The sequence below is a fragment of the Pseudoalteromonas sp. SR41-7 genome (genome assembly GCF_014163935.1).
GTDB classification, from domain to species: domain Bacteria; phylum Pseudomonadota; class Gammaproteobacteria; order Enterobacterales; family Alteromonadaceae; genus Pseudoalteromonas; species Pseudoalteromonas distincta.
Genome location: NZ_JACJEF010000006.1, coordinates 111,343 through 136,466, shown reverse-complemented (window position 1 = coordinate 136,466; position 25,124 = coordinate 111,343). Strand labels below are relative to the sequence as shown.

The window sequence follows — 25,124 nt, the reverse complement described above, 5'->3', positions numbered from 1 at the left end:
GAGGTATTACACACTATGGCAGAAGTAAATGTTGAAAAACTAGCCGGCGATATAGGTACAACTGTTGATAAATTGCTACAGCAGTTTTCACAAGCAGGTATCACTAAGCAAGCAACTGATAACGTAACAGAAGCTGAAAAAGCAACGTTACTTGATCATTTAAGCAAGCATCATGGTGGCACAGGTTCAGATGGCCCAGCGCGTATGACTTTACAACGTAAGAGCAAAAGCACATTAAGTGTGACTGGTTCTACGGGTAAAGCTAAAGATGTTCAAGTTGAAGTTCGTAAAACACGTACCTACGTGAAGAAAAGCGCAATGGAGCAAGAACAAGAGCAAGCACGCTTAGCCGCTGAAGAAAAAGCCCGTCTTGAACAGCAACAAAAAGCTGAACAAGAAGCCGCAGAATTAAAAGCGAAACAAGAGGCAGAACGTAAAGCGAAAGAAGAAGCTGACCGTAAAGCTAAAGAAGAAGCTAAACGCAAAGCTGATGCAGAGCGTAAAGCGAAACAAAAGCAGATGACCCCAGAGCAAAGTGCTAAGTCTGAGAAAGATCGCATAGAAGCTGAGCGTCTGCAAAAAGAAGCAGAAGAGGCCGCATTGAAGAAAGCTGAAGAAGAAGCGAAACGTCAAGCAGAAGAGGCAAGAAAGCTAGCTGAAGAGAATTCAGCACGCTGGAAGAAAGAAGAAGAAGAACGTAAGAAACGCGAAGAAACAGCGGATCACCATCTTACGACTTCAACTTATGCACGTGAAGCAGAAGATGTTGCCGATGCTCGTGATGAGCAAGGCACTCGCCGTGCTAAGAAAAAGAAAAAAGCGCCAGCAAAAGATAAATTTGCAGCGTCAAGAGGCCGTAACAAGTCTAAATTAAAAGCACCAGCATCGCTGCAGCATGGTTTCCAAAAACCAACTGTTGATGTTAAAAATGAAGTGCGTATTAGCGAAACAATTACAGTAGCTGAGCTTGCATCACGCATGGCTGTTAAAGGCGCTGAAGTTGTTAAAACAATGATGAAAATGGGTGACATGGTTACTATTAACCAAGTGATCGACCAAGAAGCTGCACAACTAGTTGCAGAAGAAATGGGTCACAAGGTTATCATTGTTAAAGAAAACGAATTAGAGCAAACAGTACTTAACGACCGCCATGAAGATGGTAAATCAGAGCCTCGTGCTCCAGTAGTAACTGTAATGGGTCACGTTGACCATGGTAAAACATCGACTCTAGATTACATTCGTTCTGCGAAGGTTGCTTCTGGCGAAGCCGGTGGTATTACACAGCATATTGGTGCATACCATGTTGATGTAAATGGCAATATGATTACCTTCTTAGATACTCCAGGACATGCTGCATTTACATCAATGCGTGCTCGTGGTGCTAAAGCGACAGATATCGTAATCTTAGTGGTTGCAGCAGATGATGGTGTTATGCCACAAACTAAAGAAGCGGTACAGCACGCACGTGCAGCTGGCGTTCCTTTAATCATTGCTGTAAACAAAATGGATAAAGAAGGCGCAGATCCAGATCGCGTTAAAAACGAACTAGCTCAGCTAGACGTTATCCCTGAAGAATGGGGCGGCGATACGCAGTACGTTCATATCTCAGCTAAAACTGGTCTAGGTATTGATGACCTTCTTGAAGCCGTACTTATGCAATCTGAGCTTTTAGAGCTTTCTGCCCCTACCGAAGGTATGGCTGCAGGTGTTGTAATTGAATCTCGTCTTGATAAAGGCCGCGGTCCAGTTGCATCAGTACTTGTTCAATCTGGTACGCTTAACCAAGGTGACATTGTATTATGTGGTCTTGAGTATGGCCGTGTTCGTGCAATGCGCGATGAAAACGGTAAAGACATCAAGTCGGCAGGTCCATCTATTCCAGTGGAAATTTTAGGTCTTTCTGGTATTCCAGCTGCGGGCGACGAAGCAACTGTTGTTAAAGACGAGCGTAAAGCGCGTGAAGTTGCTTTATACCGTCAAGGTAAGTTCCGAGATGTTAAACTAGCACGTCAACAAAAAGCTAAGCTTGAAAACATGTTTACTAACATGACTGAAGGTGATGTTTCTGAAGTTAACGTGGTACTTAAAGCAGACGTTCAAGGTTCTATCGAAGCAATCTCTGATTCACTAACTAAACTTTCTACTGATGAAGTGAAAGTGAAGATTGTAGGTTCTGGTGTTGGTGGTATTACTGAGACTGATGCGACACTAGCTGCAGCGTCTAACGCAATTGTAGTTGGCTTTAACGTTCGTGCTGATGCTTCTGCTCGTAAAGTGATTGATACTGAAAACTTAGACCTTCGTTATTACAGCGTAATTTATGCCTTAATCGAAGAAGTTAAGCAAGCAATGTCAGGCATGCTAGCACCTGAGTTTAAACAAGAAATCATTGGTCTTGCGCAAGTTCGTGACGTATTCAAGTCTCCAAAAATTGGCGCAATTGCTGGTTGTATGGTTACTGAAGGTGTTATTAAACGTAGCGCTCCAATCCGTGTACTACGTGAAAACGTGGTTATCTATGAAGGTGAACTTGAGTCACTTCGTCGCTTTAAAGACGATGTTGCTGATGTTCGTAACGGCATGGAATGTGGTATCGGCGTTAAGAACTACAATGACGTACGTGTTGGTGACCAAATCGAAGTATTTGAAACAGTTGAAGTACAACGTACTCTTTAATTGTTAGCTCGCTAAACTAATAAATGGGGGCTTAGCCCCCATTTGTGTATCCATTATTTAATTAGCTTATTATTAAATTTCAATAAGTTATGATTTTAGGACAAATGCAATGAGAGAATTTTCTCGCACTGATCGTGTTGCACAGCAAATCCAAAAAGAAATTGCTGTAATTTTACAACGCGAAATTAAAGATCCACGCTTAGGTATGGTGACAGTGTCAGCGGTAGAAGTATCGCGTGATTTATCTTATGCCAAAATTTTCATCACTGTGTTTAACACACAAGATGAAGATGCAGCTAAGCAAAGCGCTAAAGTACTTAATGAAGCAACGGGTTATATTCGCTCGTTACTTGGTAAGCGTATTCGTGCTCGTATAATGCCTGAGTTAAAGTTTGTAGTTGATAATTCACTGATGGAAGGTATGCGTATTTCTAATTTAGTGGATTCTATTATCCGCGAAGATAACGCAAAGCATGTCGATGAAGATGTAGAAAGTGTTGATGCTGATATTTCAGATAGTGAACAAAGTACTAAGCACGTAGAAGATACAGATAGCGAAGAAGGCACTGATACAGATGGCAAAGCGCAGTAAAGGCCGTGCAGTTGACGGTATTTTGTTGTTAAACAAACCGCAAGGCATTTCATCAAATAAAGCTCTGCAGCAAGCGAAAGGTGTTTATTTTGCACAAAAAGCTGGCCACACTGGGGCTTTAGACCCGCTTGCTACAGGTATGCTGCCAATTTGTTTTGGTGAGGCGACTAAGTTTACGCAGTTTTTACTCGATACAGATAAAACCTATATCGTTCGTGCAAAACTGGGTGAGCGTACAACAACATCAGATTCTGATGGCGAAATCGTAAGCACGAAAGATGTGAATGTGACGCGTGAGCAGTTAACAAAAGAAATTGCAGCTTTTGTTGGAGAGTCAGATCAATACCCATCAATGTACTCAGCACTTAAGTATCAAGGTAGACCATTATATAAGTACGCACGAGAGGGTATTGAAGTCCCTCGTAAATGCAGAAAAATAAATGTGTTTAGCTTATCGTTTGACGAATTTGATGAACAAAACAACGTATTGCAAATGACGGCTCATGTATCAAAAGGGACGTATATTCGTACAATCGTTGATGATTTGGGCGAAAACCTAGGGTGTGGCGCACACGTTATAATGCTTCACAGAACTGCTGTTGGTCAGTATCCGGCAGATAAAATGGTTTCGCTTGATGAAATTGAAGCGTTGCTTGCTAAAGCGAAAGCAGAAGAGCTTGCGCCTTCTACTTATTTAGACTCGTTGTTATTACCTATAGACACTGCTTTAACTGATTTACCTGTTATTGAAATTTCGAAAGAGCAGGGCAAAGTATTTAGTCATGGGCAAGCAGTCGAGTTACCTGAAGCTTTACCTGAGGGGGCAATTAAAGTTGTTGCGGATGGTGTGTTTATTGGTACTGGCGAGCGCAACTCAAGTGGCCATTTAAAGGTTAAACGTGGTCTTGCTAGCCAGCAAGATGATTACGTAAAGCCTGAATAAGCAATTAGTGTGCCCAGCAGTGGCTTATTAGTTGTAGATGGGAATAATTAACTTGTAGTTATTCCCACAGTTGGTAGAATACGCCGGCTTAATCGTTTTGGCTGAATTAGTGATCGGCTAAGACACCTTTTAAATTTAATTTTTGGAGTTACTATGTCACTAAGCAATCAAGAAAAAATCGATATCATTGCTAAATTTGCACGTGCAGAAGGCGATACAGGTTCATCAGAAGTACAAGTAGCATTACTTACTTATGATATCAACAAGCTTCAAGGTCACTTTGCTGATCACAAGCATGACTTCCACTCACGTCGTGGTCTGCTTCGTAAAGTAAGCACTCGCCGTAAACTACTTGATTACCTTAAAGGTAAAGATATCACTAGTTATACTGCACTAATCAAAGAACTTGGCCTACGTCGTTAAGAACTAGATTATAGAAATGGGAGCTTTTTAGCTCCTTTTTTTGTGCCTAAAATTTGTGTTTGAAAATAAAACAAATTTATAAACTTATTGAATTATATTGTAAAACTCCTATTTCATAGCTTATCAAGCATCGTTGTATTTACCCACTCATTAGCCCAGCTTAAATCTAGTAGCTAGTGTGTGTTGACCTTTCGTGATTAATTTTGCAGCTGTATGTTTGGTCTTTAGGCAAGGCAGCGCCTATGTAGTGTGATTATTCCCCATAAATAGGCGATAACGCAGCATAAATGCCAAACATGCGCTGCCCTGCGGGTTCATCCTAGGGGCGATTAACTCTTTGTTGCTCGATTTTTACTTAGCCCACTAGGTTACAAATCTCGCGCCGTGATTAAATCGCCCCTAGATTGAACAAATTTCAATCCACAAAGATCAACACACCCTAGACTCGCATTTTGAAGTAGCTTTGGTATATACTATGCGCGTAGGTAAAAAGGTTTATCTGCAATTATTCACATCATTGCCAATTGTAGTACTTAATTGATTTCCAACTGAATACAATTATGTACTGTAATTGGTACTTTGATGACAACTTATTAGAATACATTTAAGGAATATTTTAAGTGCAAGCAATTATTAAAGAATTCAAACTAGGTCAACATACAGTGACTCTAGAAACTGGTGCAATCGCTCGTCAAGCAGACGGCGCTGTACTTGCAAGCATTGGCGACACTTCAGTTTTAGTAACTGTTGTTGGTAAGCGTGAAGCACAACCTGGTCAAGACTTTTTCCCACTAACAGTTAACTACCAAGAGCGTATGTACGCTGCTGGTCGTATCCCTGGTGGTTTCTTAAAGCGTGAAGGTCGTCCTAACGATGGCGAAACTCTTATTGCACGTCTTATTGACCGTCCAATTCGTCCACTTTTCCCAAGCGGCTTTGTAAACGAAGTACAAGTTATTGCTACTGTTGTTTCTGTTAACCCTGAAATCCAACCTGATATGGTTGCGATGATTGGTACTTCAGCAGCACTTGCTATCTCTGGTATCCCATTCAGTGGTCCAATTGGTGCATCTCGCGTTGGTTACATCAACGGCGAATACGTACTTAACCCTACATTAAAAGAGCTTGAAGAAAGCCAACTTGATTTAGTGGTAGCCGGTACTGATAAAGCGGTACTTATGGTTGAATCAGAAGCTAACGTACTTGCAGAAGACGTAATGCTTGGCGCTGTTGTATATGGTCATGAGCAATCTCAAGCGATCATTACTGCAATCGAAGAATTTAAAGCAGAAGCAGGCAAGCCTACTTGGGATTGGACTGCACCTGAGAAAGATGTTGCACTAGAAGATAAAGTAGCAACTATTGCTGCTGAAAAAGTAGGCGCAGCTTACTTAATCACTGATAAAGTAGCGCGTAAAGAAGCTCTTGGTGAAGCTAAAGATGAAGTTGTTGCAGTATTAACAGCTGAACTTGCTGAAGGCGAGTCTTTAGACAAGCAAGAAATTGGCAAAATCTTCGGTTCACTTGAGAAGAAAATCGTTCGTGGCCGTATAGCTGCTGGCGAAAAACGTATCGATGGTCGTGAACCAGATATGATTCGTGCACTAGACGTAATGACTGGCGTATTACCGCGTACTCACGGTTCTGCTATCTTTACACGTGGTGAAACTCAAGCGTTAGTAACAGCGACACTTGGTACAGAACGTGATTCACAGTTAATCGACGATTTAACTGGTACTCATAAAAACCACTTTATGCTTAACTACAACTTCCCTCCATTCTGTGTAGGTGAAACTGGTTTTGTTGGTTCTCCTAAGCGTCGTGAAATAGGCCATGGTAACCTTGCTAAGCGTGGTATTTCAGCTGTAATGCCTACACTTACTGAGTTCCCTTACTCAATCCGTGTAGTATCTGAAATTACTGAATCAAACGGTTCTTCTTCAATGGCGTCTGTTTGTGGTACTTCTCTAGCACTTATGAACGCGGGTGTACCAATTAAAGCATCTGTTGCTGGTATTGCGATGGGTCTAGTTAAAGAAGACGATAAATTCGTTGTTCTTTCTGACATCTTAGGTGATGAAGATCACTTAGGTGACATGGACTTTAAAGTTGCCGGTACTGCTGCAGGTATTACTGCACTTCAAATGGATATCAAAATCGAAGGTATCACTCAAGAAATCATGCAAATTGCGCTTAAACAAGCAAAAGCTGCACGTTTACATATCTTAGAAGTGATGGATGAAGCGATTTCTGCTCCTTCTGAAGAGCTATCAATGTTTGCTCCTCGCATATACACAATGAAAATCCCACAGAAGAAAATCGCTGAAGTTATTGGTAAAGGTGGCGCAACTATTCGTCAGCTTACTGAAGAAACTGGTACCACGATTGAAATCGGTGACGACGGTACAATTAAAATTGCCGCTACAGATGGCGAAAGTGCAGCTAATGCAATTAGCCGTATTGAGCAATTAACAGCTGAACTTGAAGTAGGTACTATCTACGAAGGTAAAGTTGTACGTATCGTAGACTTCGGTGCGTTTGTAAACATTCTTCCTGGCAAAGATGGTCTAGTACATATTTCTCAAATTAGTACTGAGCGCGTTAATAACGTGGCTGATCACCTTTCTGAAGGTCAAGAAGTTAAAGTTAAAGTACTAGAAGTAGATCGCCAAGGCCGTGTACGTCTAAGTATTAAAGAAGCAATGGAATCAGCAGCACCTGCAGCTGACGCGCCAACTGACGCGTAATTGCTAACTTATTAATCTAGTTATATTAGCTAGATAGTAAAAAAGGGGCTGTTTAGCCCCTTTTTTTATGCTTTAATGAAACCTTATTGGACAAGGTCTGTCTTATATTAATCGCGATATATCTTGGTATTAAGGATTTTAATGATACTCAAACATTTAGCTTTGGCATCTTTTGCTATTTTGTCTTTAAGCGCTTGCCAAACTACAACAGAATCAGAACCAACCCCGATTGTTAATGTGCCATTTACTGCACCTTTAGCTTCTGACTTTAGAAGTGAAATTGCTATTGCACGCTACTCAGAGCTATTAAATAGAGCCGACTTAAGCGAAGAACAACAAGCTAAGCTTTATTACGACCGTGGTGTACTTTTTGATAGTCTAGGTATGACAACTCTTTCGCGTATTGATTTTAATCGCGCAGTAAAGCTTAAGCCTGATTTAGCTGAAGTGTATAATTTTTTAGGTATTCAACATACGCTTATGCAGCAGTATGAAAAAGCCTATGAGTTTTTCGATTCTGCCCTAGAACTTGATGAAGAGCATGAATACGCCTATTTAAATCGTGGTATCGCACTGTATTACGGCGACAGAGCAGGCCTTGCTAAAAATGATTTTAATGAATTTTTAGCTCGCTCTCCAAAAGATCCGTACCGAGTTTTATGGGTTTATTTAGCACAAGCACAAGAGGATAAAGCCGTTGCGCTTGATGCACTTAAACAAAATGCCACTGCGCTTGATGAGTCACAATGGGCGTACCAGTTAATTTCTCTTTATACGGGGGATATGAGTGAACATGCATTTTTATCTGGCATTAGTGATGGTGTTAGAACTGAGCAAGAATATGCGCAGCGTTTATGCGAAGCTTATTTTTATTTAGCTAAAATGCATCAAGCAGCAGGTGAGCTGTATTTAGCATCAGACTACTTTAGGCTTGCGCTAGCAACTAATGTACACGAGTTTATTGAGTACAAATATGCGCGTTTAGAGCTTGAGTTGATGCAAGGTGTTGACGCAAGTTAAGCGTTTTAAATTAATAGGTGTATTACTATGTTGTTTGTTAATTACAGGCTCGAGTAATCACCTAGGCGCTATTGGCTTTTGGCATGTTTTAAACGCAAAAGCTAATGTGCTACAAAGTTATTGGAAATCACCTGGTTATTTTTCTGATCACTTAGAGCAGTTACCAAATACTTCTTTAGCTATACTCGCCCGCAGTAAAATTTCTTCAGCCCAATATATGTATTCTCTTAAGCTTATTAAAAACAGTCAGAGCGATACTGCAAAACAATTTTGGCTCTCCGCTATAAATGACTTAACAATCCCAGAGCGTAAAATATTAGCAACAAAGTTACTTGAGCACTCACGTTGGAGCGATTTAAAGTTACTCGCTAGTAAAAACAAATTACCAGCAGGGGATGTGCTAAATCATCTAAAGCTTCAGTTAAAAACACCACAGAGTAAAGTATCTAGTGAGTTTATCCACGCTCTCGGTTTTTCATCTTTAATAAATATAAGTAAACCTAATAAGCAATGTATGTTTAACGTGCTGACTATGAGCGATCATCGCAGTGGCTTATATAAACTCACCGAGTTTATTAATGCTTATAATAAACAGCCAGAGCCCCGTGAAAATATTTTTTGCTTTTCAAAACCTGTTTACGTTGCAGGTATGCTTGAGTGTAAAAGTAGCACTAATCAAATAGCAAAGTGTGACTGGCAATCAGCTAAACTAAATAACCAGCTTCCTAACAATTTTGATTTTATAGTAATGATGCCAAAAGATGGAACGGCTAATGTTACTAAAGGAACAATGCTAATAAACTCAAAAGCAAAATACAGTGTGTTTTTGCATGAGTTGATGCATTTTAACGGTTTTGAAGATGAATATGCTTTGCCTAAAACTAAACAAGCATGGTTGTGTGCAAAAACAGGTTTTGTGGCACCTAATTTATTTATTTCTCATGATGAGTCGCCCCCAATAGGCTGGCATAAAGCAAAGAGTTGCCAGATAGGTGGTGTTGCATATAAACCTAGTGAAAATTGGTCTATTATGCAATATCAGCAGTTAGGGCTCTCGGCGCAGTATAGAGAGATTTGGTTGAAGCATTTAGATATGACCAATGGTAATTCTTATCGCCACTCCAGCGCGCTTACATTTGCAAGTAAGGCCATATTAAATTAACAATTATCACTATTAATTAATTGTTTTTGTAGGCTTAATAAATTGTTAGTTCATGTTTAAAAAACACCCATACAGAACCGCTTTTTATAGACAAAATCAGTGTTTTTCAGTATAACTATAGTCATTAATGTCGTTTAAAAACAGGCAGTAAAAGCATCCCTTAGTATTAAAAAGAGATGCCCTGATAAACTTATGATTATAAAAGGCCCTACATTATGACTTTGCTCTGGATACCCTTGTTATCCTTAATTGGCAGTGTTATTTCTGCATGCACAGGTAAGTTATCCCGCAATTTAAGCACTAGTTTAACGGCTCTTGCGCCTTTAACGGCTTTGGGAATAACTTTATACCATGCACCTGCAGTTTTAGCGGGCGAAACCATTCGTTACTCTTTCGCTTGGATCCCGTCAATAGGGCTCGACCTATCTCTGCGGTTAGACGGCCTCAGTTTATTGTTTATGTTTATGATTTTAGGCATAGGCTTGCTCGTTATCCTCTACACGCGTTACTACCTCAGTGCCAACGACTCAATGGCTAAGTTATATAGTTATTTAATGCTGTTTATGACTGCAATGCTTGGCATTGTTATGTCTAACAATGTTATTCAGCTGTGGTTGTTTTGGGAATTAACGAGCATCAGCTCATTTTTATTAATTAGTTTTTGGTGGCATAAGTCTGAAGCGCGAAAGGGTGCTCGTATGGCACTTGCTGTAACAGGTGCGGGCGGCTTAGCGTTACTTGCAGGCTTAATGCTATTAGGTGATATTGTTGGTAGTTATGACCTAGATGTTATCCTAGCGAGTAAAGCAATAATTCAATCTCACGATTTATACGAAGTAGCATTAGTATTGGTGCTATTGGGTGCGTTTACTAAATCGGCACAATTTCCATTTCATTTTTGGCTTCCTCATGCAATGGCAGCGCCTACGCCAGTGAGCGCGTATTTACATTCTGCAACCATGGTAAAAGCCGGTATATTTTTGTTAGCACGTTTTCATCCGGCTTTAGCTGGCACCGATACGTGGTTCCTGCTTGTTGGGTTAACAGGTTTAGCTACGCTGTTGTTTGGTGCTTATATAGCATTATTCAAACACGATTTAAAAGGATTGTTAGCCTACTCAACAATAAGCCATTTGGGTTTAATAACGCTATTACTCGGGCTTGATACTGAGCTTGCGACTGTTGCTGCTATATTTCATATAATTAACCATGCAACGTTTAAAGCGTCGTTATTTATGGCCGTTGGTATTATCGATCATGAAACAGGCACGCGCGATATGCGTAAATTAAATGGTATGTGGCGATACTTACCATACACTGCAACGCTTGCAATGGTCGCGGCGGCTGCTATGGCAGGGGTTCCATTACTTAATGGGTTTTTATCTAAAGAAATGTTTTTTGCAGAAACGCTGCATCAGCAAGTGCTTGGTTCTATGTCGTGGTTAATTCCAGTACTGGCAACGGTTGCAGGCGCATTAGCTGTTGCGTACTCCGCACGCTTTATTCATGACGTGTTCTTTAATGGTGAGCCAATCGATTTACCTCGCACGCCGCACGAACCGCCACGTTATATGCGGGTACCAATAGAAATATTAGTTGTGATTTGTTTACTAGTGGGTATGTTCCCACACTTTACAATTGATGGCATTTTATCTGCGGCGTCTTTAGCTGTACTTGGAAAAGAAATGCCAGTTTACGAATTGGCTATTTGGCACGGGTTTAACTTGCCTCTATTAATGAGTGCAATGGCGATTGCTGGCGGTTTATTTATTTATATTAATCGTAAATATCTATTTCAGTTTCAAGCGTCATTACCACCTTTAAATGCTAAAAAAACCTTTGAACGTGTAATTTTAAGTGTTGTTGCTTGGTGTCAGTCAAAGGTAAGCAGTATCGAAAATGGATCGCTGCAGCGCTACCTAGTAATTATGTTAGCGATAGTCTTACTGTGTGCCGGTTGGCCATTATTTGAAATGCAACAACTCGCTGGCAGCATGCCACTTACCCCTGTTGATGTGCACAATGCAATTGGTGCGGGCTTATTGATTATTGGTGCTCTTGCTACCGTTATTTGGCATCGCTCTCGAATGGTATCGTTGTTAATGCTCTCAATCGTAGGGTTAATGGTATCGGTTGTATTCACACGCTTTTCTGCTCCTGATTTAGCACTTACACAGTTAACTGTTGAGGTTGTTACTATTATTTTACTTATGCTGGCATTGTTTTTCTTGCCCCAGCATACGCCAAAAGAATCAAGTTCATTACGCGTACTTCGAGATTTAGGAATTGCCTCTACGTTAGGTGTAGTTATAGCGAGTATCTGTTATGCATTACTTACACGTCCATTAGATTCAATCTCAGACTTCTTTATTGCTAACGCTAAAATTGGTGGCGGTGGTACTAATGTAGTTAACGTTATTTTAGTCGACTTTAGGGGCTTTGATACGCTTGGTGAAATTACCGTATTAGGCATTGCCGCATTAGGTATATTTAAAGTACTTTCTCGAATCCCATTATTTATGCCAGCAAGTGACAGCGAAGGGCGCCCATGGGCACGAGAGCGCCATCCAATCTTACTGGCGAGTATTTCACAAAGTTTATTACCGCTTGCGTTATTGGTTTCTGCATATATTTTCTTACGCGGACATAACTTACCTGGCGGTGGCTTTATTGCTGGACTGGTAACGTCAATCGCGTTTATTTTGCAATACATGGCGCATGGTACAGCATGGATAAACGGACGTTTTGATGTTAATTATCGTAAAATCATAGCTTCAGGCATTGGTATTTCACTGTTCACTGGTGTGGGTAGCTGGTTCTTTGATAAGCCATTTTTAACAACTTGGTTTGACTACTTTGATATTCCGTTTGTCGGTAAAACAGAGCTTGCCAGCGCGATTGCATTTGACCTAGGTGTTTACTTAACGGTTGTAGGCGCTACGCTAATGATTTTGGCAAGCTTAGGTAATATGACGGCAGATACCCAGAAAAAAGAGGTAAATATTTAATGGAATTATTGTACGCATCTTGCGTTGGAGTATTGGTCAGTTGCGGTGTGTTTTTACTGCTAAGAGCTCGTACGTTTCCTGTAGTACTTGGGCTTACTATGATTTCATATGCTGTTAACTTATTTTTGTTTTCAGCAGGTCGTCTTACTATTAATAAAGCGGTAGTGCTTGGTACTGGTACAGAATACGCCGATCCTCTACCTCAAGCTTTAGTGCTTACAGCTATTGTTATTGGTTTTGCGATGACCGCATTCGTGGTTATTTTGGCAATACGTGGACGCGCCGATTTAGGTAGCGACCATGTTGATGGTTATGTGCCCAACACCTCTGCAGATAATAAGGAGCAAAAATGATCCAACATTTAGCTTCGCTCCCTATTTTATTACCTATGCTGACGGCTGTTATTTTATTGCTGCCACCATGTGGTAAAAGCGTTAAAATTCGCCGCTTAGTTTCAATTGTAATGGCAATAGCTACTTTTGCCATTAGTGTGCTTTTACTTGTACATGTTAATAATACAGGTATTAACGTTTACGCTATTGGTAATTGGTCTGCACCATTTGGAATAGTCTTAGTAGCCGATATGTTGTCTACCTTATTGGTTACGTTAACTTCATTTTTAGGTTTGGGCGCTATTTTATATGGTAGTGCTGGCGATGATGAAAAAGGTAGCTTTTATCACCCACTTGTTCACTTTTTGATATTAGGTGTAAATGGCGCGTTTTTAACTGGCGATTTATTTAACCTATTTGTATTTTTTGAAGTGCTACTGATTGCATCTTATGCATTGTTAATGCACGCAGGTGATAAACAAAATACTCGCGCGGCATTGCAATATGTAATATTGAATTTAGTTGGCTCAAGCGTATTTTTAATTGGTTTGGGTATTTTGTACGGTGTGCTTGGTACGCTTAATATTGCAGACATGACGCAAAAGGTATCACTACTTACAGGTGATGATGTATATCTAGCAAAAGCAGGCGGCTTACTGCTATTAATAGTATTTGCTTTAAAAGGCGCACTATTACCTCTGCATTTATGGCTTCCAAATACTTACGCAAGTGCTAAACCTGTGGTTGCTGCATTGTTTGCGATTATGACTAAAGTAGGCGTTTACGCTATGCTTCGTGTTTATACGGTGATATTTGGTGAACAAGCCGGAGCGCTTGAACACATGGCGCAGCCTTGGCTTTGGGGCTTAGCAATTGCGACCATTATAGTAGGTGCAATTGGTGTGATGGCAGCACAAGACTTACGTAAACTCACCTCTAACTTAGTATTAGTATCGGTAGGTACGCTGGTTGCGCTAATAGCATTGCAAAATGTAAATGCCACTGCTGCACTTTTATATTATTTAGTGCATTCAACACTTGTTAGTGCCGCACTATTTTTACTAGCAGACTTAGTTTCAATCCAGCGCGGTAAAGTTGGCGATAGACTAGTAGCAGGTCGCTCTGTAAAACAGCCATTTTTATTAGGTGTGTGCTTTATTATTGCGTCTTTAACGGTAGTTGGTATGCCACCACTGTCAGGCTTTGTAGGTAAAATTTGGATACTTAAAGCGACATTAAACAGTGAGCAAGCTTTACTATTTTGGCCAGTATATTTAGTAACAAGTTTTGCGTTGTTAGTAGCGCTTTCGCGCGCTGGCACAACTTTGTTCTGGGAGCATAGAAGCAAAAGTAGCGAAAATGCCGATTGTGCAAGTGCACACCCGTTGCAGGTAACTGTAATTATAGCTTTACTTGCATGTTCGCCATTGCTAGTTATTTTGGGCGGACCAATAAGTGAATATATGCTAAATGCTGCTACTCAGTTACATGATCTAAGCGGCGGTATTAATGCTGTACTTAAAGGAGGCATGTGATGAGATTACAAGCCCGTTTTCGTTGGTTACCAACGCCATTTCGTAGCTTATTTTTGTTTATGGTTTGGTTATTGTTAAACAATAGCGTATCGGTAGGGCACTTAGTATTAGCGACTATTTTTGCGATACTTATCCCTATATTGAGTTTTTCGTTTCGAGACCCTCAGCCACTGATTTTAAAGCCAGGCTTGGCGCTTAAGCAGTTACTTATAGTGCTATACGATATTGTTGTTGCAAATTTACAAGTGGCTTTACTTATACTTGGACCATCAAAAAAATTGCGTCCGGCCTTTATAAAAGTTCCTATAGATTTAACACACGACATGCCAATTACTATATTGGCTAGTTGTGTATCGCTTACACCTGGTACTGTGAGTGCAGAGGTTTATCCAATTGCTGAGTCGTTACCTGAAGGTGAAGAGCCAACGCAACGCTACTTACTGATACATGTGCTTGATCTTAAAGATGAAGAAGCACTTATCAAACAAATAAAACAACGCTACGAAGCTCCACTAAAGGAGATATTTCAATGTTAGATACTGTATTACTCATTGTTTTTTCGATGATTGGCTTATCATTATTGCTTAATTTATGGCGATTGATCATCGGTCCGTCAGTGCCTGACCGTGTTTTAGCGCTCGATACTATGTACATTAACGTCATCGCACTGATTATTTTATACAGCATTAGTATGGATACAGGGCTTTATTTTGAAGCTGCACTGCTCATTGCCATGCTCGGCTTTATAAGTACGGTTGCAGTGTGTAAGTATTTACTACGTGGCGATATAATTGAATAAGGTGAAAACATGATCAGCGAATGGGTTGTATCAATATTATTGTTATTTGGTGGTACGTTTATTTTAATTGGCTCAATAGGTTTAATTAAACTACCTGACTTTTTTATGCGTTTACATGGACCAACTAAAGCAACTACCTTGGGCATGGCGAGTATGTTAATTGCGGCTATGGTTTATTTTGCAAGTTCAGAGCATGGTCTAAGTGTTAAAGAAATACTCATTACTATATTTTTACTAATTACAGCACCGATTAGTGGTTACATGCTAATAAAGTCAGCTATTCATCATAAGCTAAAAGCCAAAGAAGGCACTAAAGGCCTAGATAATGTAGAAGACGACTAACGCAAAAAGTAATTTATAAAAGGCCGAATAAATTCATTTTATTCGGCCTTTTTAATGATTGCTTGTACCCTTTACAATACAAACTATTCATGTGACTATAAATTAATTATTTATATGAAAGGATATTATTATGGGTAAAGTACTACTTTTATCATTACTGATTTTTTCTAGTAGTTTATATGCTGAACAAAATACTAAGCAGCAAAAAATAGATGAACTCATTAGTGTAATGAATTTAGATTCAATGGTTGATTCTATGTACGGCCAGGTTGAAGGTATGATGAAAGGCATGTCAGACCAAATGGGTGTTAAGCCTTCTGAGCAAGCTATTTTTGATAAGTACTACGGCGACATGACGACGGTATTAAAAACCGAAATGAGCTGGGCTAAAATGCAGCCAATGATGGTCAATGTATACGACAAGCATTTTAGTGAGCAAGAGATTGCCGATATGTTAGCGTTTTATAAAACAGATACAGGGCAAAAAATACTCGAAAAAATGCCTGTTGTAATGCAAGAGTCTATGCAAATGTCACAAAGCTTAATGAAAGATGCTATGCCTAAAATACAAACTTTAGCGCAGCAACTAAGCGACGAATTAGAGCAAAGCCGTAGCGAATCAAACTAGGGCAGCGCATGTTTGGTATTTATGCTGCGTTATCGCCTGTTTATGGGGGGTAACCACACTACATAGGCTCTGCCTTGCCTAAAGACCAAACAGTCTGCATAAATTAAATCACCAATGATCAACACGCCCTTAGATTAATACGCGCCTTACTTAGGCGCTTCTCTACTAAATTACGCCCCCTTCAGATAATACACGGCCAATATCAGCTTAAGTTAATTATGTTTGTGTCACTATACCAATGAGCAACAATACATAATCAATTTGAGGGATTAAGTACGGCGCTAACTGCGTTAAACATTTTTGAGATACGACTGCATGGATGCAGGGGCAATTAATAATAACAACTAAATAACGAAACCTTTGCCTTGTTATCCACTCGATTTATTGTCTTAAATAGAGCACTTAATTAAGCCAATTAGTATTATTTTGTTACTTTTAAAATAGCCATTGACCTATGTGTTGCACCTAGGTTTATTATGAAGCTATTGAAACACGACGGAGCTAAATTATGTATGTTAAACAACTCGCCAAGTTAATGGGCGTGACTGCAGATACTGTTCGTCATTACACACGAATTGGGTTACTTCATCCAATACGCAGTGAAGGAAATGGCTATCAAGAATATACAAAGCAAGACCAGCAGCGTTTAAAGTTTATTATTAGCTCTCGTCAACTTGGTTTTTCTCTCAAAGATATTCAACACATTATAGGCGAGTCTGAGCAGGGGAATTGTGCTTGTCCGTTAACGCGTAAACTCATTACTAAACGCCTAGAAGAAACCGAAGCACTATTTCAAGAAACATTAAAATTACGAAATAGAATGCATGCAGCTCTGGCGCAATGGGATACATCAGCCGATGGTGCAAATGCCAGTGACGTGTGTAGTTTAATAGAATCTTTTGTTGATCCAATAAACGATTCTGCAAATAAGGAGCAGCGTAATGACGACTAATAAAAAAGACACCGCGCAAAACTTTATTATTGAAGGCGCTAATTGCGGCAGTTGTGTGGCTAAAATTGAAAAAGCCCTTAATAGCGTGCAAGGTGCGCAAAATGTAGAAATGAACTTTGCACAGCGTACAGTACGTGTAGAAGGTAAAGCCCGCGAAAGCACGCTTATTAAAGCAGTCGAAAACATTGGTTATTCAGCTAAGCCAATGAGTAACGAGTCTGATCAAGATGCACTTGATGAAAAAGCAAAGTCGGACGAGGCACATTACAAAAAGCTAATGCGTAATATGATATTAGCGTTAGGGGTCGGTGCACCGTTAATGATATACGGGCTTATTTTTGATATGAGTGTGACCACCGACACACAACGAATAGCCTGGTTTTTAGTGGGTATAGTCACGCTTGTGGTTATGGCTATATCAGGTAAGCAATTTTACAAAGGTGCTTGGCAGGCATTTAAAAACCATGCTGCCAATATGGATACATTAATAGCGCTTGGTACAGGTACTGCGTGGTTGTATTCAATGTTCGTAGTAATAGCACCAAACTTATTACCACAAGTCGCAAGGCACGTATATTTTGAAGCATCATCGATGATCATCGGTTTAATTAGTTTAGGGCTCGCTTTTGAAGTAAAAGCACGTGGGCGCACCTCACAAGCAATTAAACGTTTAATTGGCCTGCAACCAAAAACTGCACGCGTAATTCGTGATGGTCAAGAGCAAGACATCGACATTAGTGATGTTGTAAAAAATGATGAAGTACGCGTACGCCCGGGGGAAAAAATCCCTGTGGATGGCGATGTTATTGAAGGCAGCAGTACGGTTGATGAGTCAATGCTTACTGGTGAGCCAATGGCTGTAAGCAAAAAAACGGGCGATAAAGTCGTTGCCGGAAGTATTAATAAAAGTGGCACTTTATTATTTAAAGCCACGCACATTGGTAGCGAAACCACACTTGCCAATATTATCAATATGGTAAAGCGTGCACAAAACTCAAAGCCATCAATAGGGCGCTTAGCTGATGTTATATCAGGAATATTTGTACCAACAGTCATGATTATTGCGGTGCTTGCAGGCCTTGCATGGTTAAACTTCGGACCTGAGCCATCAATTGCTTATGCCGTTGTTGCGGTTACCACTGTACTTATTATTGCTTGTCCTTGTGCGCTAGGACTCGCAACCCCTATGTCGGTTATGGTGGGTATTGGTAAAGCTGCAGAGTCAGGAATATTAATTCGAAATGGTGAGTCGCTGCAAACAACATCTAAAATCACCACCATGATTTTAGATAAAACAGGCACTATTACTCAAGGCACACCGCAAGTTACCGATGTAGTTACCTTTAATAACAGTAATGAAAATACAGTAATGCAACTTGTTGCAAGCCTTGAAAGTAGCTCAGAGCATCCTCTAGCCCAAGCAATTACGGCACACGCTAAAAAGCAGGGCTTAGCTTTAAGTAAAGTAGCCGACTTTGATGCAATTACAGGTAAAGGTGTAACTGGCAGTGTTGACGGGCAAACATTGTTGTTTGGCAATAAAGCGCTAATGGATAAATACAACGTGGCCGTTGATGATGCAACCGAGCAAGCTCAAACACTTGCCAGTGATGCTAAAACGCCCATGTATTTTGCAAGTAATAATAAGCTCCACGCTATTATTGCAGTAGCAGATCCAATTAAAGAGGATTCAGTTGAAGCTATTAAACGCCTGCAAGATAAAGGTATCCACCTAGTTATGCTAACAGGTGACAACAAAGCCACTGCACAAGCCGTTGCTAAACAAGTTGGTATTGATGACTTTATTGCAGAAGTAATGCCCGATGACAAAGTAAACGAAGTAACAAAGCGCCAAGCAAATGGTGAAATAGTGGGTATGACAGGTGATGGTATTAACGATGCTCCCGCACTTGCACAAGCTGACGTAGGATTTGCAATTGGTACAGGTACCGATGTTGCAATAGAAAGTGCAGACATTACCTTAATGCGTGGTTCGTTACATGGCCTTGCTGATGCAATTGCAGTGAGTAATGCAACTATTTCAAATATTAAACAAAACCTATTTGGTGCCTTTATTTATAACGTGGCGGGTATTCCGATTGCAGCCGGCGTGTTGTATCCATTTTTTGGAATACTACTTAACCCTGTTGTTGCCGGTGCAGCTATGGCACTTTCATCGCTTACAGTGGTAAGTAACGCTAATCGCTTACGTTTTTTCAAACCAAATAAATCGTAATTTTAGCTAAGGAGTACATTATGTTGATGATTAATATAGGTGGTGCACTGTTAATAGCTGCAATTATTTATTGGTTTTGGCTATACAAACCAGAGCAAACACAAAGTGATGGCAACAAAGTAACGATAGTCGTTGATAACGGTGTTTATAAGCCAAGACACATTAAAGTGGCAGCCAACAAAGAGGTTGTACTTACCTTTGATAGAAAAGACAGCGCGCCGTGCGCCGAAACAGTGGTATTTCCACAGCTTGATATAAGTAAAACGCTGGCAATGGGTGATGGCAATACGGTTAAACTACCTGCGCTTGAAGCCGGTGAGTATGACTTTCATTGCCAAATGCAAATGTACAAAGGCAAGCTAGTTGCAGAGTAGTCTGAACTAAGTAGGTGTTGGGGTCGTATAGTTGCCTTAAATAAGCTATGAGTAGGAGTGGTTACATTAAATGAATAAACTAAACCCTAAAAAATTATTGAATAGTAAATGGACCGCAACACCTGCTATAAATAAAGAAAAACACTTCATTATTGTTGAGGTGGAATTTGATGAAGACGGCAATGTAATTGAATGTATTACTGAGGCTGTTATGTCAAAAAATCAATATCCAATTAGTTGGCGAGATTTAAAAGATAACCAAAAGTGGCTGCAAGGGTGGAAGTAGTTTAAATCTATATAATTTACCTCACTCCAATAGCTGGCTGGCACACGATGTAGGTTTGCTTAACTCAAGCGAACCTATGCTTTACAGCGCATTAAATTATGAGTTGAATGCTACAACTTAGCTTTAGCATTGAAACCTTACTAGATAAATTCGCCATTTGGCAACAAAACAGTTAATTTCAAAATATCTTTCCAAAATTTTTATAATAAATTTCAAAAACAATATAACTTACTGATTATAAATAAATTAATTATTTAATAGCCGAAAATAAATCCGATGTAATTTTCATGTTCATATTCAGTTTATTTTGAAGGCTAACCTAAACGCCCCCTTATTGGCTTTTTAGCAAAAGTGTGTCTTTTTAATTAAACTTAACCAATTGATTTATAATGGTTTATTATTTTTAGTTAAATGGCTGTTGCTAAATAGCAACAATAACACCTCCCCAAATTAAGCTTTTCTCGCTTTATATCATTTAACTCATTGTTTTTAAATAATAAATAAAAAGTGGCACCGAAGTTGTAATACCTAGAGTGTATTAAGCAAAACGTGATGAAAGCCAAAGGCCTTAATCGCAACAACCCAATGAAGGAATACTATTATGAAAACATTTCAATCAACATTAGTACTAATGGCGCTAGCTTCTTCATCAGCGGCTTTTGCAGCAACAGATTTTGATACGCTAGACGTAGATGGTAATGGCGCAATCAGCCAAGCCGAAGCCTCAGTAGATGCTGAGCTTTTAAGCAAGTTTGAAGAACTCGATACTAACCAAGATGGTGAGCTATCTGAAGATGAGTTTTCTAAGGCCTAAAATTAAAGCCTTAAGCAGTTAATGCTCTGTGATGTTATCTAAATTCTGAGTTGCCAAAGACAACCTAAGTAGGCAAGGGAGCCTACTAAAAAGAATAACTAGGAAGTGACTAGAGAGCACTATAGAGCAAATTTATTTAGGACACCGCATCCTTTTGAAGGATTAAATTATGAAAAAGCTACAATCAACATTTGTACTTATGGCTATTGTTTCTTCGTCAGTAGTATTTGCAAGCACAGACTTTGAAACACGCGATGCAAACGACAACGCTTCAATTAGTCGCTCTGAAGAATCGGCGCAAGTGATAGAGCAATTTGACGAGCTGAATGTTCAAAGTAGCGGTGCTCCGACAGAAAATGATTTTTTTGAATATTAATTTATAGACATTTTACTCCTAAAGGATCTTTGAAAAGGACTTCTTACCTCTAATCAGGCTCAAAGCCTAAGGAAACGATTATGAAAACATTACACAAAACTTTAGCTCTTGTAGCCCTAGCTTCTTCTTCAGCGGCGTTTGCTGCGGTAGATTTTGATTCTTTTGATACAGATGGCGACGGCGTAATTAGCAAAACAGAAGCCCAAGTAAACTCGCAACTAGTACAGCTTTTTGATCAATTAGATACAGATGGAAATGGCGAGTTATCTAAAGAAGAGTTTTCGAAGGTTCAGTAATAAGCTCTATGTAGAACCTTACCAGTCATACTCACAAAGCAGCTAAGTAATTAATACTTAGCTGCTTTTTTGTGCATTTAATTTAATATATTACTATTTAGTCACCAAAGTAGTGCAAAACTTGAGTTTGAATAGTGTCAAGTTACTGATTGTTAAGTTATTTTATTGTTGGTTTTAAACTTGCAAATCTATTTATAACTTAGGTTAATGAGTATTTAAAATGGCGCGAATGAGTTATATCAGTAGTGTTGAGCGCTACCACGAATATGAGCATGTAATACACAGTTTACTTGAATCTATTTTAATGAGTATTGAGGACGGATTAACTAAAGAACGTGATACTCGCTATCTGATTAAGCAGTACCCATTTTTAGAATTACAATATTGTTTAAATGCAGAAGGTTTGCAGCAGGGTAATAACGTCTGCTTTAAACGCGCATACAGCAAAAAATTAGGTGAAAGTGGTAATCAACAAGATTTAAGTGAGCGACCCTATTTTTTGAACGCTAAAGCAAGTGATAAAGTGTGCTTTACTGATCCCTATATTTCTATAGCGACTAACCATTTATGTATATCGGCGATTAAAGAGCTAAAAAAACCAATTAATAATCAACATTACTTGGTTGTTGATGTGAGCTTAACGCAGCTTATTGAGTTTGTAATGGGTGATACTGCGCGCGCTAATATGTCGCCTTACTTCAAGGCGGGTTACGGTATTATTGTGGCGTGCTTATTTTGCTTAGTATTATTTTTACTAAATATCGTTTTTAGTGATATATACGCTCTATTAACTCATGTAGATACCTCATCAGACCCACTTGAACCCTTTAGTATCATTATTTACATCACCTTGGCATTGGCAGTATTTGATTTAGGTAAAACAATACTCGAAGAAGAAATCCTGATGCATAAGGATATTTTTAGGCACTCGTCTACGCGGCGCACTATTACACGGTTTATCTCTACTGTGTTGATTGCTATATCAATTGAGGCGCTGTTAACTATGTTTAAAGCGGCGTTGGGGCAATCGGAATATTTAATGCCTGCCATAGCGATGATGCTGGCAGTGGTAGGGCTTTTAATTGCACTGGCTATTTATGTTTATTTAGGGGCAAAGGCCGAAACGCTATTAATGCGCGCTCGTTTAAAACAAAAATCCTCCAAGTAGGAGGATTTTTATATTACATAACTATTTAATAGCTATTTATTGCTTATCTTGCGCGCGTTTGGCTTTAAAGTCAGACTCGCTCGTCCACTTTGGCCAATCGCCATTATTTGCAAGCTGTGTGGCTATATCAACAATAAGATTTATATCTTGCTTAACACCACCTAACGACCAACCAGCTGAGTAGTCGTCTGCTTCTTTATGGTATTTATGCGCAATGTACTCAGGGTCGGTATCACCCAGACTCATAAATAATAAACTAGGCACGCCTTGCTTAGAAAGCGAGAAATGATCTGATCTAAAAAACAAACCATTTTGCGGGCGAGGATCCATTTTAACAACACGGCCTTGTGATTTTGCAGCCTTTGCTAAATAGTTTTCCATTGTCGATAAATCTTTACCGTATTGTAAAATGTAGTCAGTGCCATCAAGCACGTTCATGCCATCAATATTTAATAAACCGACCATTTGTTTTGTAGGTACAACCGCACCCGATGCAAACTCTTCAGAACCAATTAACCCTGTTTCTTCTGCTGTAAAGTTAGCAAAAATAATTGAGCGTTTAAATGGTTTTTGCTTGTTCATTTTGCTCATTATACGTGCTATTTCAAGCGTGGCTGCAGTGCCTGAAGCGTTATCTACTGCGCCATTATAAATCTTAGGGCCAGTATCAGTTTGTTTAGTACCAAAGTGGTCCCAGTGAGCGCTAATAACAACGTATTCGTCAGGTGATTCGCTACCTGTAATTTGTGCAACTACGTTATGCGATTTTGCATGTGATACTTCGTTTTTAAAGGCAAGGTTTGCTTTTAAGTTAAGTGGCGTCGCTTTAAAGTCATTATTTAATGCTGCTTGTTTTAAATCTTGATAGTTAAGCTTTGCGGCGTTAAACATTTGCTCGGTCGCATCAAGTGTTAGCCAGCCCATAACCGGTAATTTAGACGCGTTTAAATTGTTATCCATTAACGTGTATTTAGTGCCGGTGTTTGAACTTTCAACTACGCCCCAAGGATATGCCGCAGGCGCGGTTTCATGAACAATAAATACAGCCTTTGCACCTTGGCGAGCGGCTTCTTCATATTTATAAGTCCAACGACCGTAGTAGGTCATTGCATTACCAGTAAAAAGGGCGTCGTTTTGAGTAGCAAAGCCTGGATCGTTAACTAGCACAACCACAGTTTTACCAGTTACATCAATATTTTTATAGTCATTCCAGTTATATTCTGGTGCATTAATACCATAGCCAACAAATACAACGTCAGAATTGCGTACATCAATTAATGGCTGAAGTTGCTCGGTACGTGCGGTAAAGTCTTTACCTGATTCAAAGCTTAAATCACCTACCTTTAACTGCATATCCTGATTAGCTGTCACCATTGCCATTTTTACAGGCTGTAAGTATTTACCTTTATAAGCACCGGTTAAACCCAGCGCTTTATATTGCTCGCTTAAGTAGCCTACGGTTTTTACTTCACCATGAGTAAGCGGGCCTCGGCCTTCAAAGTCATCAGAGGCTAGCGTTTTAATATGCTGTTTAATATTGCTAAGGCTTACACCTGCTGTATTTTCTAATGGAGTTTGTTCGCTTGCAGGCTCTGAGCAGCCAAAGAGTGCAACTAGCAAGCTCAGGCTAGCGCTTTTTAAAAGAGTAGATGCCATAGTCTTCATATTGTTATTTAATTAGGCTTTCAATATAAAGGAAGCACCGCAGCGATGTCGAATTTTTATAGAGAACTTTTCATTCAATTGCAGATTGATTTTATAAGGCGTATAAATAACGAACAATCTAAAGGAGCACATAATGGGCCAATGTAAAAAAGTGGGTATTTATTTATAGCTAGTGGCATTGCATTTTTTGCTGCTGCAATATTAGCTGAGCAGGAGACATTTTTTGTGCTGTCTGCTTCTTTTATAATACTGGGCACTAAAAGCAAAAAACCAGCATTAGCTGGTTTTTTTGCATAGGTTGCAGTTAGCTTTATGCGTCTGCAAGTTTTACGCGGATCTTACTTTTATCAACAGTAGATTGGTTAAGTGCAGTAATTGCGCTTTTACTTTCTATGTCGTTTGGCATTTCTACAAAGGCAAAACCTTTAGATTGGCCAGTTTCTTTATCAAGTACCAAGTTACAAGTAGTCACTTTACCGTGCTCTGCAAATAAAGTACGAAGCTCATGCTCAGTGGTAGCACGAGACAAGTTACGAACTAATAGTTTCATAATGAACCTAAATAATTATGTCAGTATTAATTATCTCAAGTAACTCAGGTTTAACCTAATTTTATTTTAAAACAAATATAAATAAACACTCTATAGAAATATTTTTATGTATCACTTTGAAAATAATAGATTTTATAATTAAATTTAAAATATCAGTAAATTGGTAATATTAATTGGTAATTGAATTGTGGTTATTTGCA

The 25,124-nt window shown here is 39.4% G+C and carries 24 protein-coding genes; 22 read left to right on the top strand and 2 right to left on the bottom strand.

The annotated features are described in order from the left end of the window. Positions 1–15 precede the first annotated feature (15 nt). The 22 genes from infB to H5092_RS10205 all read left to right on the top strand — a co-directional run bounded on the left by infB (position 16) and on the right by H5092_RS10205 (position 22,709). Positions 16–2,676 (top strand): translation initiation factor IF-2, encoded by a 2,661-nt coding sequence (gene infB / locus H5092_RS10310; RefSeq protein ID WP_002958484.1) that lies wholly within the window; start codon positions 16–18, stop codon positions 2,674–2,676. 109 nt (positions 2,677–2,785) lie between these two features. Next, entirely contained in the window at positions 2,786–3,268 is a 483-nt protein-coding gene (rbfA, locus tag H5092_RS10305; RefSeq protein WP_002958487.1) for a 30S ribosome-binding factor RbfA, read from the top strand. Beyond that, positions 3,252–4,211 (top strand): tRNA pseudouridine(55) synthase TruB, encoded by a 960-nt coding sequence (gene truB, locus H5092_RS10300; RefSeq protein ID WP_002958489.1) that lies wholly within the window; start codon positions 3,252–3,254, stop codon positions 4,209–4,211. The genes rbfA and truB overlap by 17 nt, the downstream gene beginning before the upstream one ends. A gap of 153 nt (positions 4,212–4,364) precedes the next feature. After that, entirely contained in the window at positions 4,365–4,634 is a 270-nt protein-coding gene (gene rpsO / locus H5092_RS10295) for a 30S ribosomal protein S15 (RefSeq protein ID WP_002958490.1), read from the top strand. A 620-nt stretch (positions 4,635–5,254) separates the two neighbouring features. Further along, positions 5,255–7,381: a polyribonucleotide nucleotidyltransferase gene (gene pnp / locus H5092_RS10290; protein ID WP_182721252.1), complete on the top strand. Its 2,127-nt coding sequence runs from the start codon at positions 5,255–5,257 to the stop codon at positions 7,379–7,381. A 141-nt stretch (positions 7,382–7,522) separates the two neighbouring features. Further along, complete coding sequence (gene nlpI, locus H5092_RS10285) at positions 7,523–8,401, top strand: lipoprotein NlpI (protein ID WP_002958493.1); 879 nt, start codon at positions 7,523–7,525, stop codon at positions 8,399–8,401. Further along, the gene (locus H5092_RS10280) at positions 8,388–9,563 is read left to right on the top strand and encodes a hypothetical protein (protein ID WP_182733500.1); all 1,176 of its coding nucleotides are present in this window, start codon (positions 8,388–8,390) and stop codon (positions 9,561–9,563) included. Before nlpI ends, H5092_RS10280 begins: the two co-directional genes overlap by 14 nt. A gap of 215 nt (positions 9,564–9,778) precedes the next feature. Next, positions 9,779–12,571, top strand: a complete 2,793-nt coding sequence (locus H5092_RS10275; protein ID WP_182733453.1) for a monovalent cation/H+ antiporter subunit A — start codon at positions 9,779–9,781, stop codon at positions 12,569–12,571. Next, positions 12,571–12,924 carry a Na+/H+ antiporter subunit C gene (locus tag H5092_RS10270; RefSeq protein ID WP_010554685.1) on the top strand — a complete coding sequence of 118 codons (354 nt, stop codon included), beginning with the start codon at positions 12,571–12,573 and terminating at the stop codon, positions 12,922–12,924. The genes H5092_RS10275 and H5092_RS10270 overlap by 1 nt, the downstream gene beginning before the upstream one ends. Further along, positions 12,921–14,438 carry a monovalent cation/H+ antiporter subunit D gene (locus H5092_RS10265; protein ID WP_024595965.1) on the top strand — a complete coding sequence of 506 codons (1,518 nt, stop codon included), beginning with the start codon at positions 12,921–12,923 and terminating at the stop codon, positions 14,436–14,438. The genes H5092_RS10270 and H5092_RS10265 overlap by 4 nt, the downstream gene beginning before the upstream one ends. Then, positions 14,438–14,974, top strand: a complete 537-nt coding sequence (locus H5092_RS10260; protein ID WP_002958499.1) for a Na+/H+ antiporter subunit E — start codon at positions 14,438–14,440, stop codon at positions 14,972–14,974. Before H5092_RS10265 ends, H5092_RS10260 begins: the two co-directional genes overlap by 1 nt. Further along, positions 14,968–15,237, top strand: coding sequence for a K+/H+ antiporter subunit F (locus tag H5092_RS10255; protein ID WP_007378493.1), 270 nt, complete (start codon positions 14,968–14,970; stop codon positions 15,235–15,237). Before H5092_RS10260 ends, H5092_RS10255 begins: the two co-directional genes overlap by 7 nt. Before the next feature lie 9 nt (positions 15,238–15,246). Beyond that, entirely contained in the window at positions 15,247–15,579 is a 333-nt protein-coding gene (locus tag H5092_RS10250) for a Na+/H+ antiporter subunit G (protein WP_002958501.1), read from the top strand. Between the two features lie 130 nt (positions 15,580–15,709). Then, positions 15,710–16,207, top strand: a complete 498-nt coding sequence (locus tag H5092_RS10245; RefSeq protein WP_024595964.1) for a DUF2059 domain-containing protein — start codon at positions 15,710–15,712, stop codon at positions 16,205–16,207. Between the two features lie 508 nt (positions 16,208–16,715). Next, positions 16,716–17,159 (top strand): MerR family transcriptional regulator, encoded by a 444-nt coding sequence (locus tag H5092_RS10240; protein ID WP_182733452.1) that lies wholly within the window; start codon positions 16,716–16,718, stop codon positions 17,157–17,159. Further along, the gene (locus H5092_RS10235; protein ID WP_182733451.1) at positions 17,149–19,395 is read left to right on the top strand and encodes a heavy metal translocating P-type ATPase; all 2,247 of its coding nucleotides are present in this window, start codon (positions 17,149–17,151) and stop codon (positions 19,393–19,395) included. Before H5092_RS10240 ends, H5092_RS10235 begins: the two co-directional genes overlap by 11 nt. A gap of 20 nt (positions 19,396–19,415) precedes the next feature. Then, entirely contained in the window at positions 19,416–19,769 is a 354-nt protein-coding gene (locus H5092_RS10230) for a cupredoxin domain-containing protein (RefSeq protein ID WP_182733450.1), read from the top strand. Positions 19,770–19,839: 70 nt separating this feature from the next. Next, complete coding sequence (locus tag H5092_RS10225; protein ID WP_002958506.1) at positions 19,840–20,055, top strand: TIGR02450 family Trp-rich protein; 216 nt, start codon at positions 19,840–19,842, stop codon at positions 20,053–20,055. A 601-nt stretch (positions 20,056–20,656) separates the two neighbouring features. Then, positions 20,657–20,869: a calmodulin gene (locus H5092_RS10220; RefSeq protein WP_007585535.1), complete on the top strand. Its 213-nt coding sequence runs from the start codon at positions 20,657–20,659 to the stop codon at positions 20,867–20,869. 169 nt (positions 20,870–21,038) lie between these two features. Then, positions 21,039–21,245 (top strand): calmodulin, encoded by a 207-nt coding sequence (locus tag H5092_RS10215; protein ID WP_182733449.1) that lies wholly within the window; start codon positions 21,039–21,041, stop codon positions 21,243–21,245. A gap of 80 nt (positions 21,246–21,325) precedes the next feature. Then, positions 21,326–21,541: an EF-hand domain-containing protein gene (locus H5092_RS10210; RefSeq protein WP_024597051.1), complete on the top strand. Its 216-nt coding sequence runs from the start codon at positions 21,326–21,328 to the stop codon at positions 21,539–21,541. 220 nt (positions 21,542–21,761) lie between these two features. Next, on the top strand, positions 21,762–22,709 hold the full coding sequence (locus H5092_RS10205; RefSeq protein ID WP_024603579.1) for a PDC sensor domain-containing protein: 948 nt from the start codon (positions 21,762–21,764) through the stop codon (positions 22,707–22,709). A gap of 36 nt (positions 22,710–22,745) precedes the next feature. Here H5092_RS10205 and H5092_RS10200 read toward each other — a convergent pair whose 3' ends face one another. Further along, positions 22,746–24,365 carry a M28 family metallopeptidase gene (locus H5092_RS10200; protein ID WP_182724579.1) on the bottom strand — a complete coding sequence of 540 codons (1,620 nt, stop codon included), beginning with the start codon at positions 24,363–24,365 and terminating at the stop codon, positions 22,746–22,748. Between the two features lie 319 nt (positions 24,366–24,684). Next, positions 24,685–24,924 carry an RNA-binding protein gene (locus H5092_RS10195; protein WP_002958513.1) on the bottom strand — a complete coding sequence of 80 codons (240 nt, stop codon included), beginning with the start codon at positions 24,922–24,924 and terminating at the stop codon, positions 24,685–24,687. Positions 24,925–25,124: the final 200 nt, after the last annotated feature.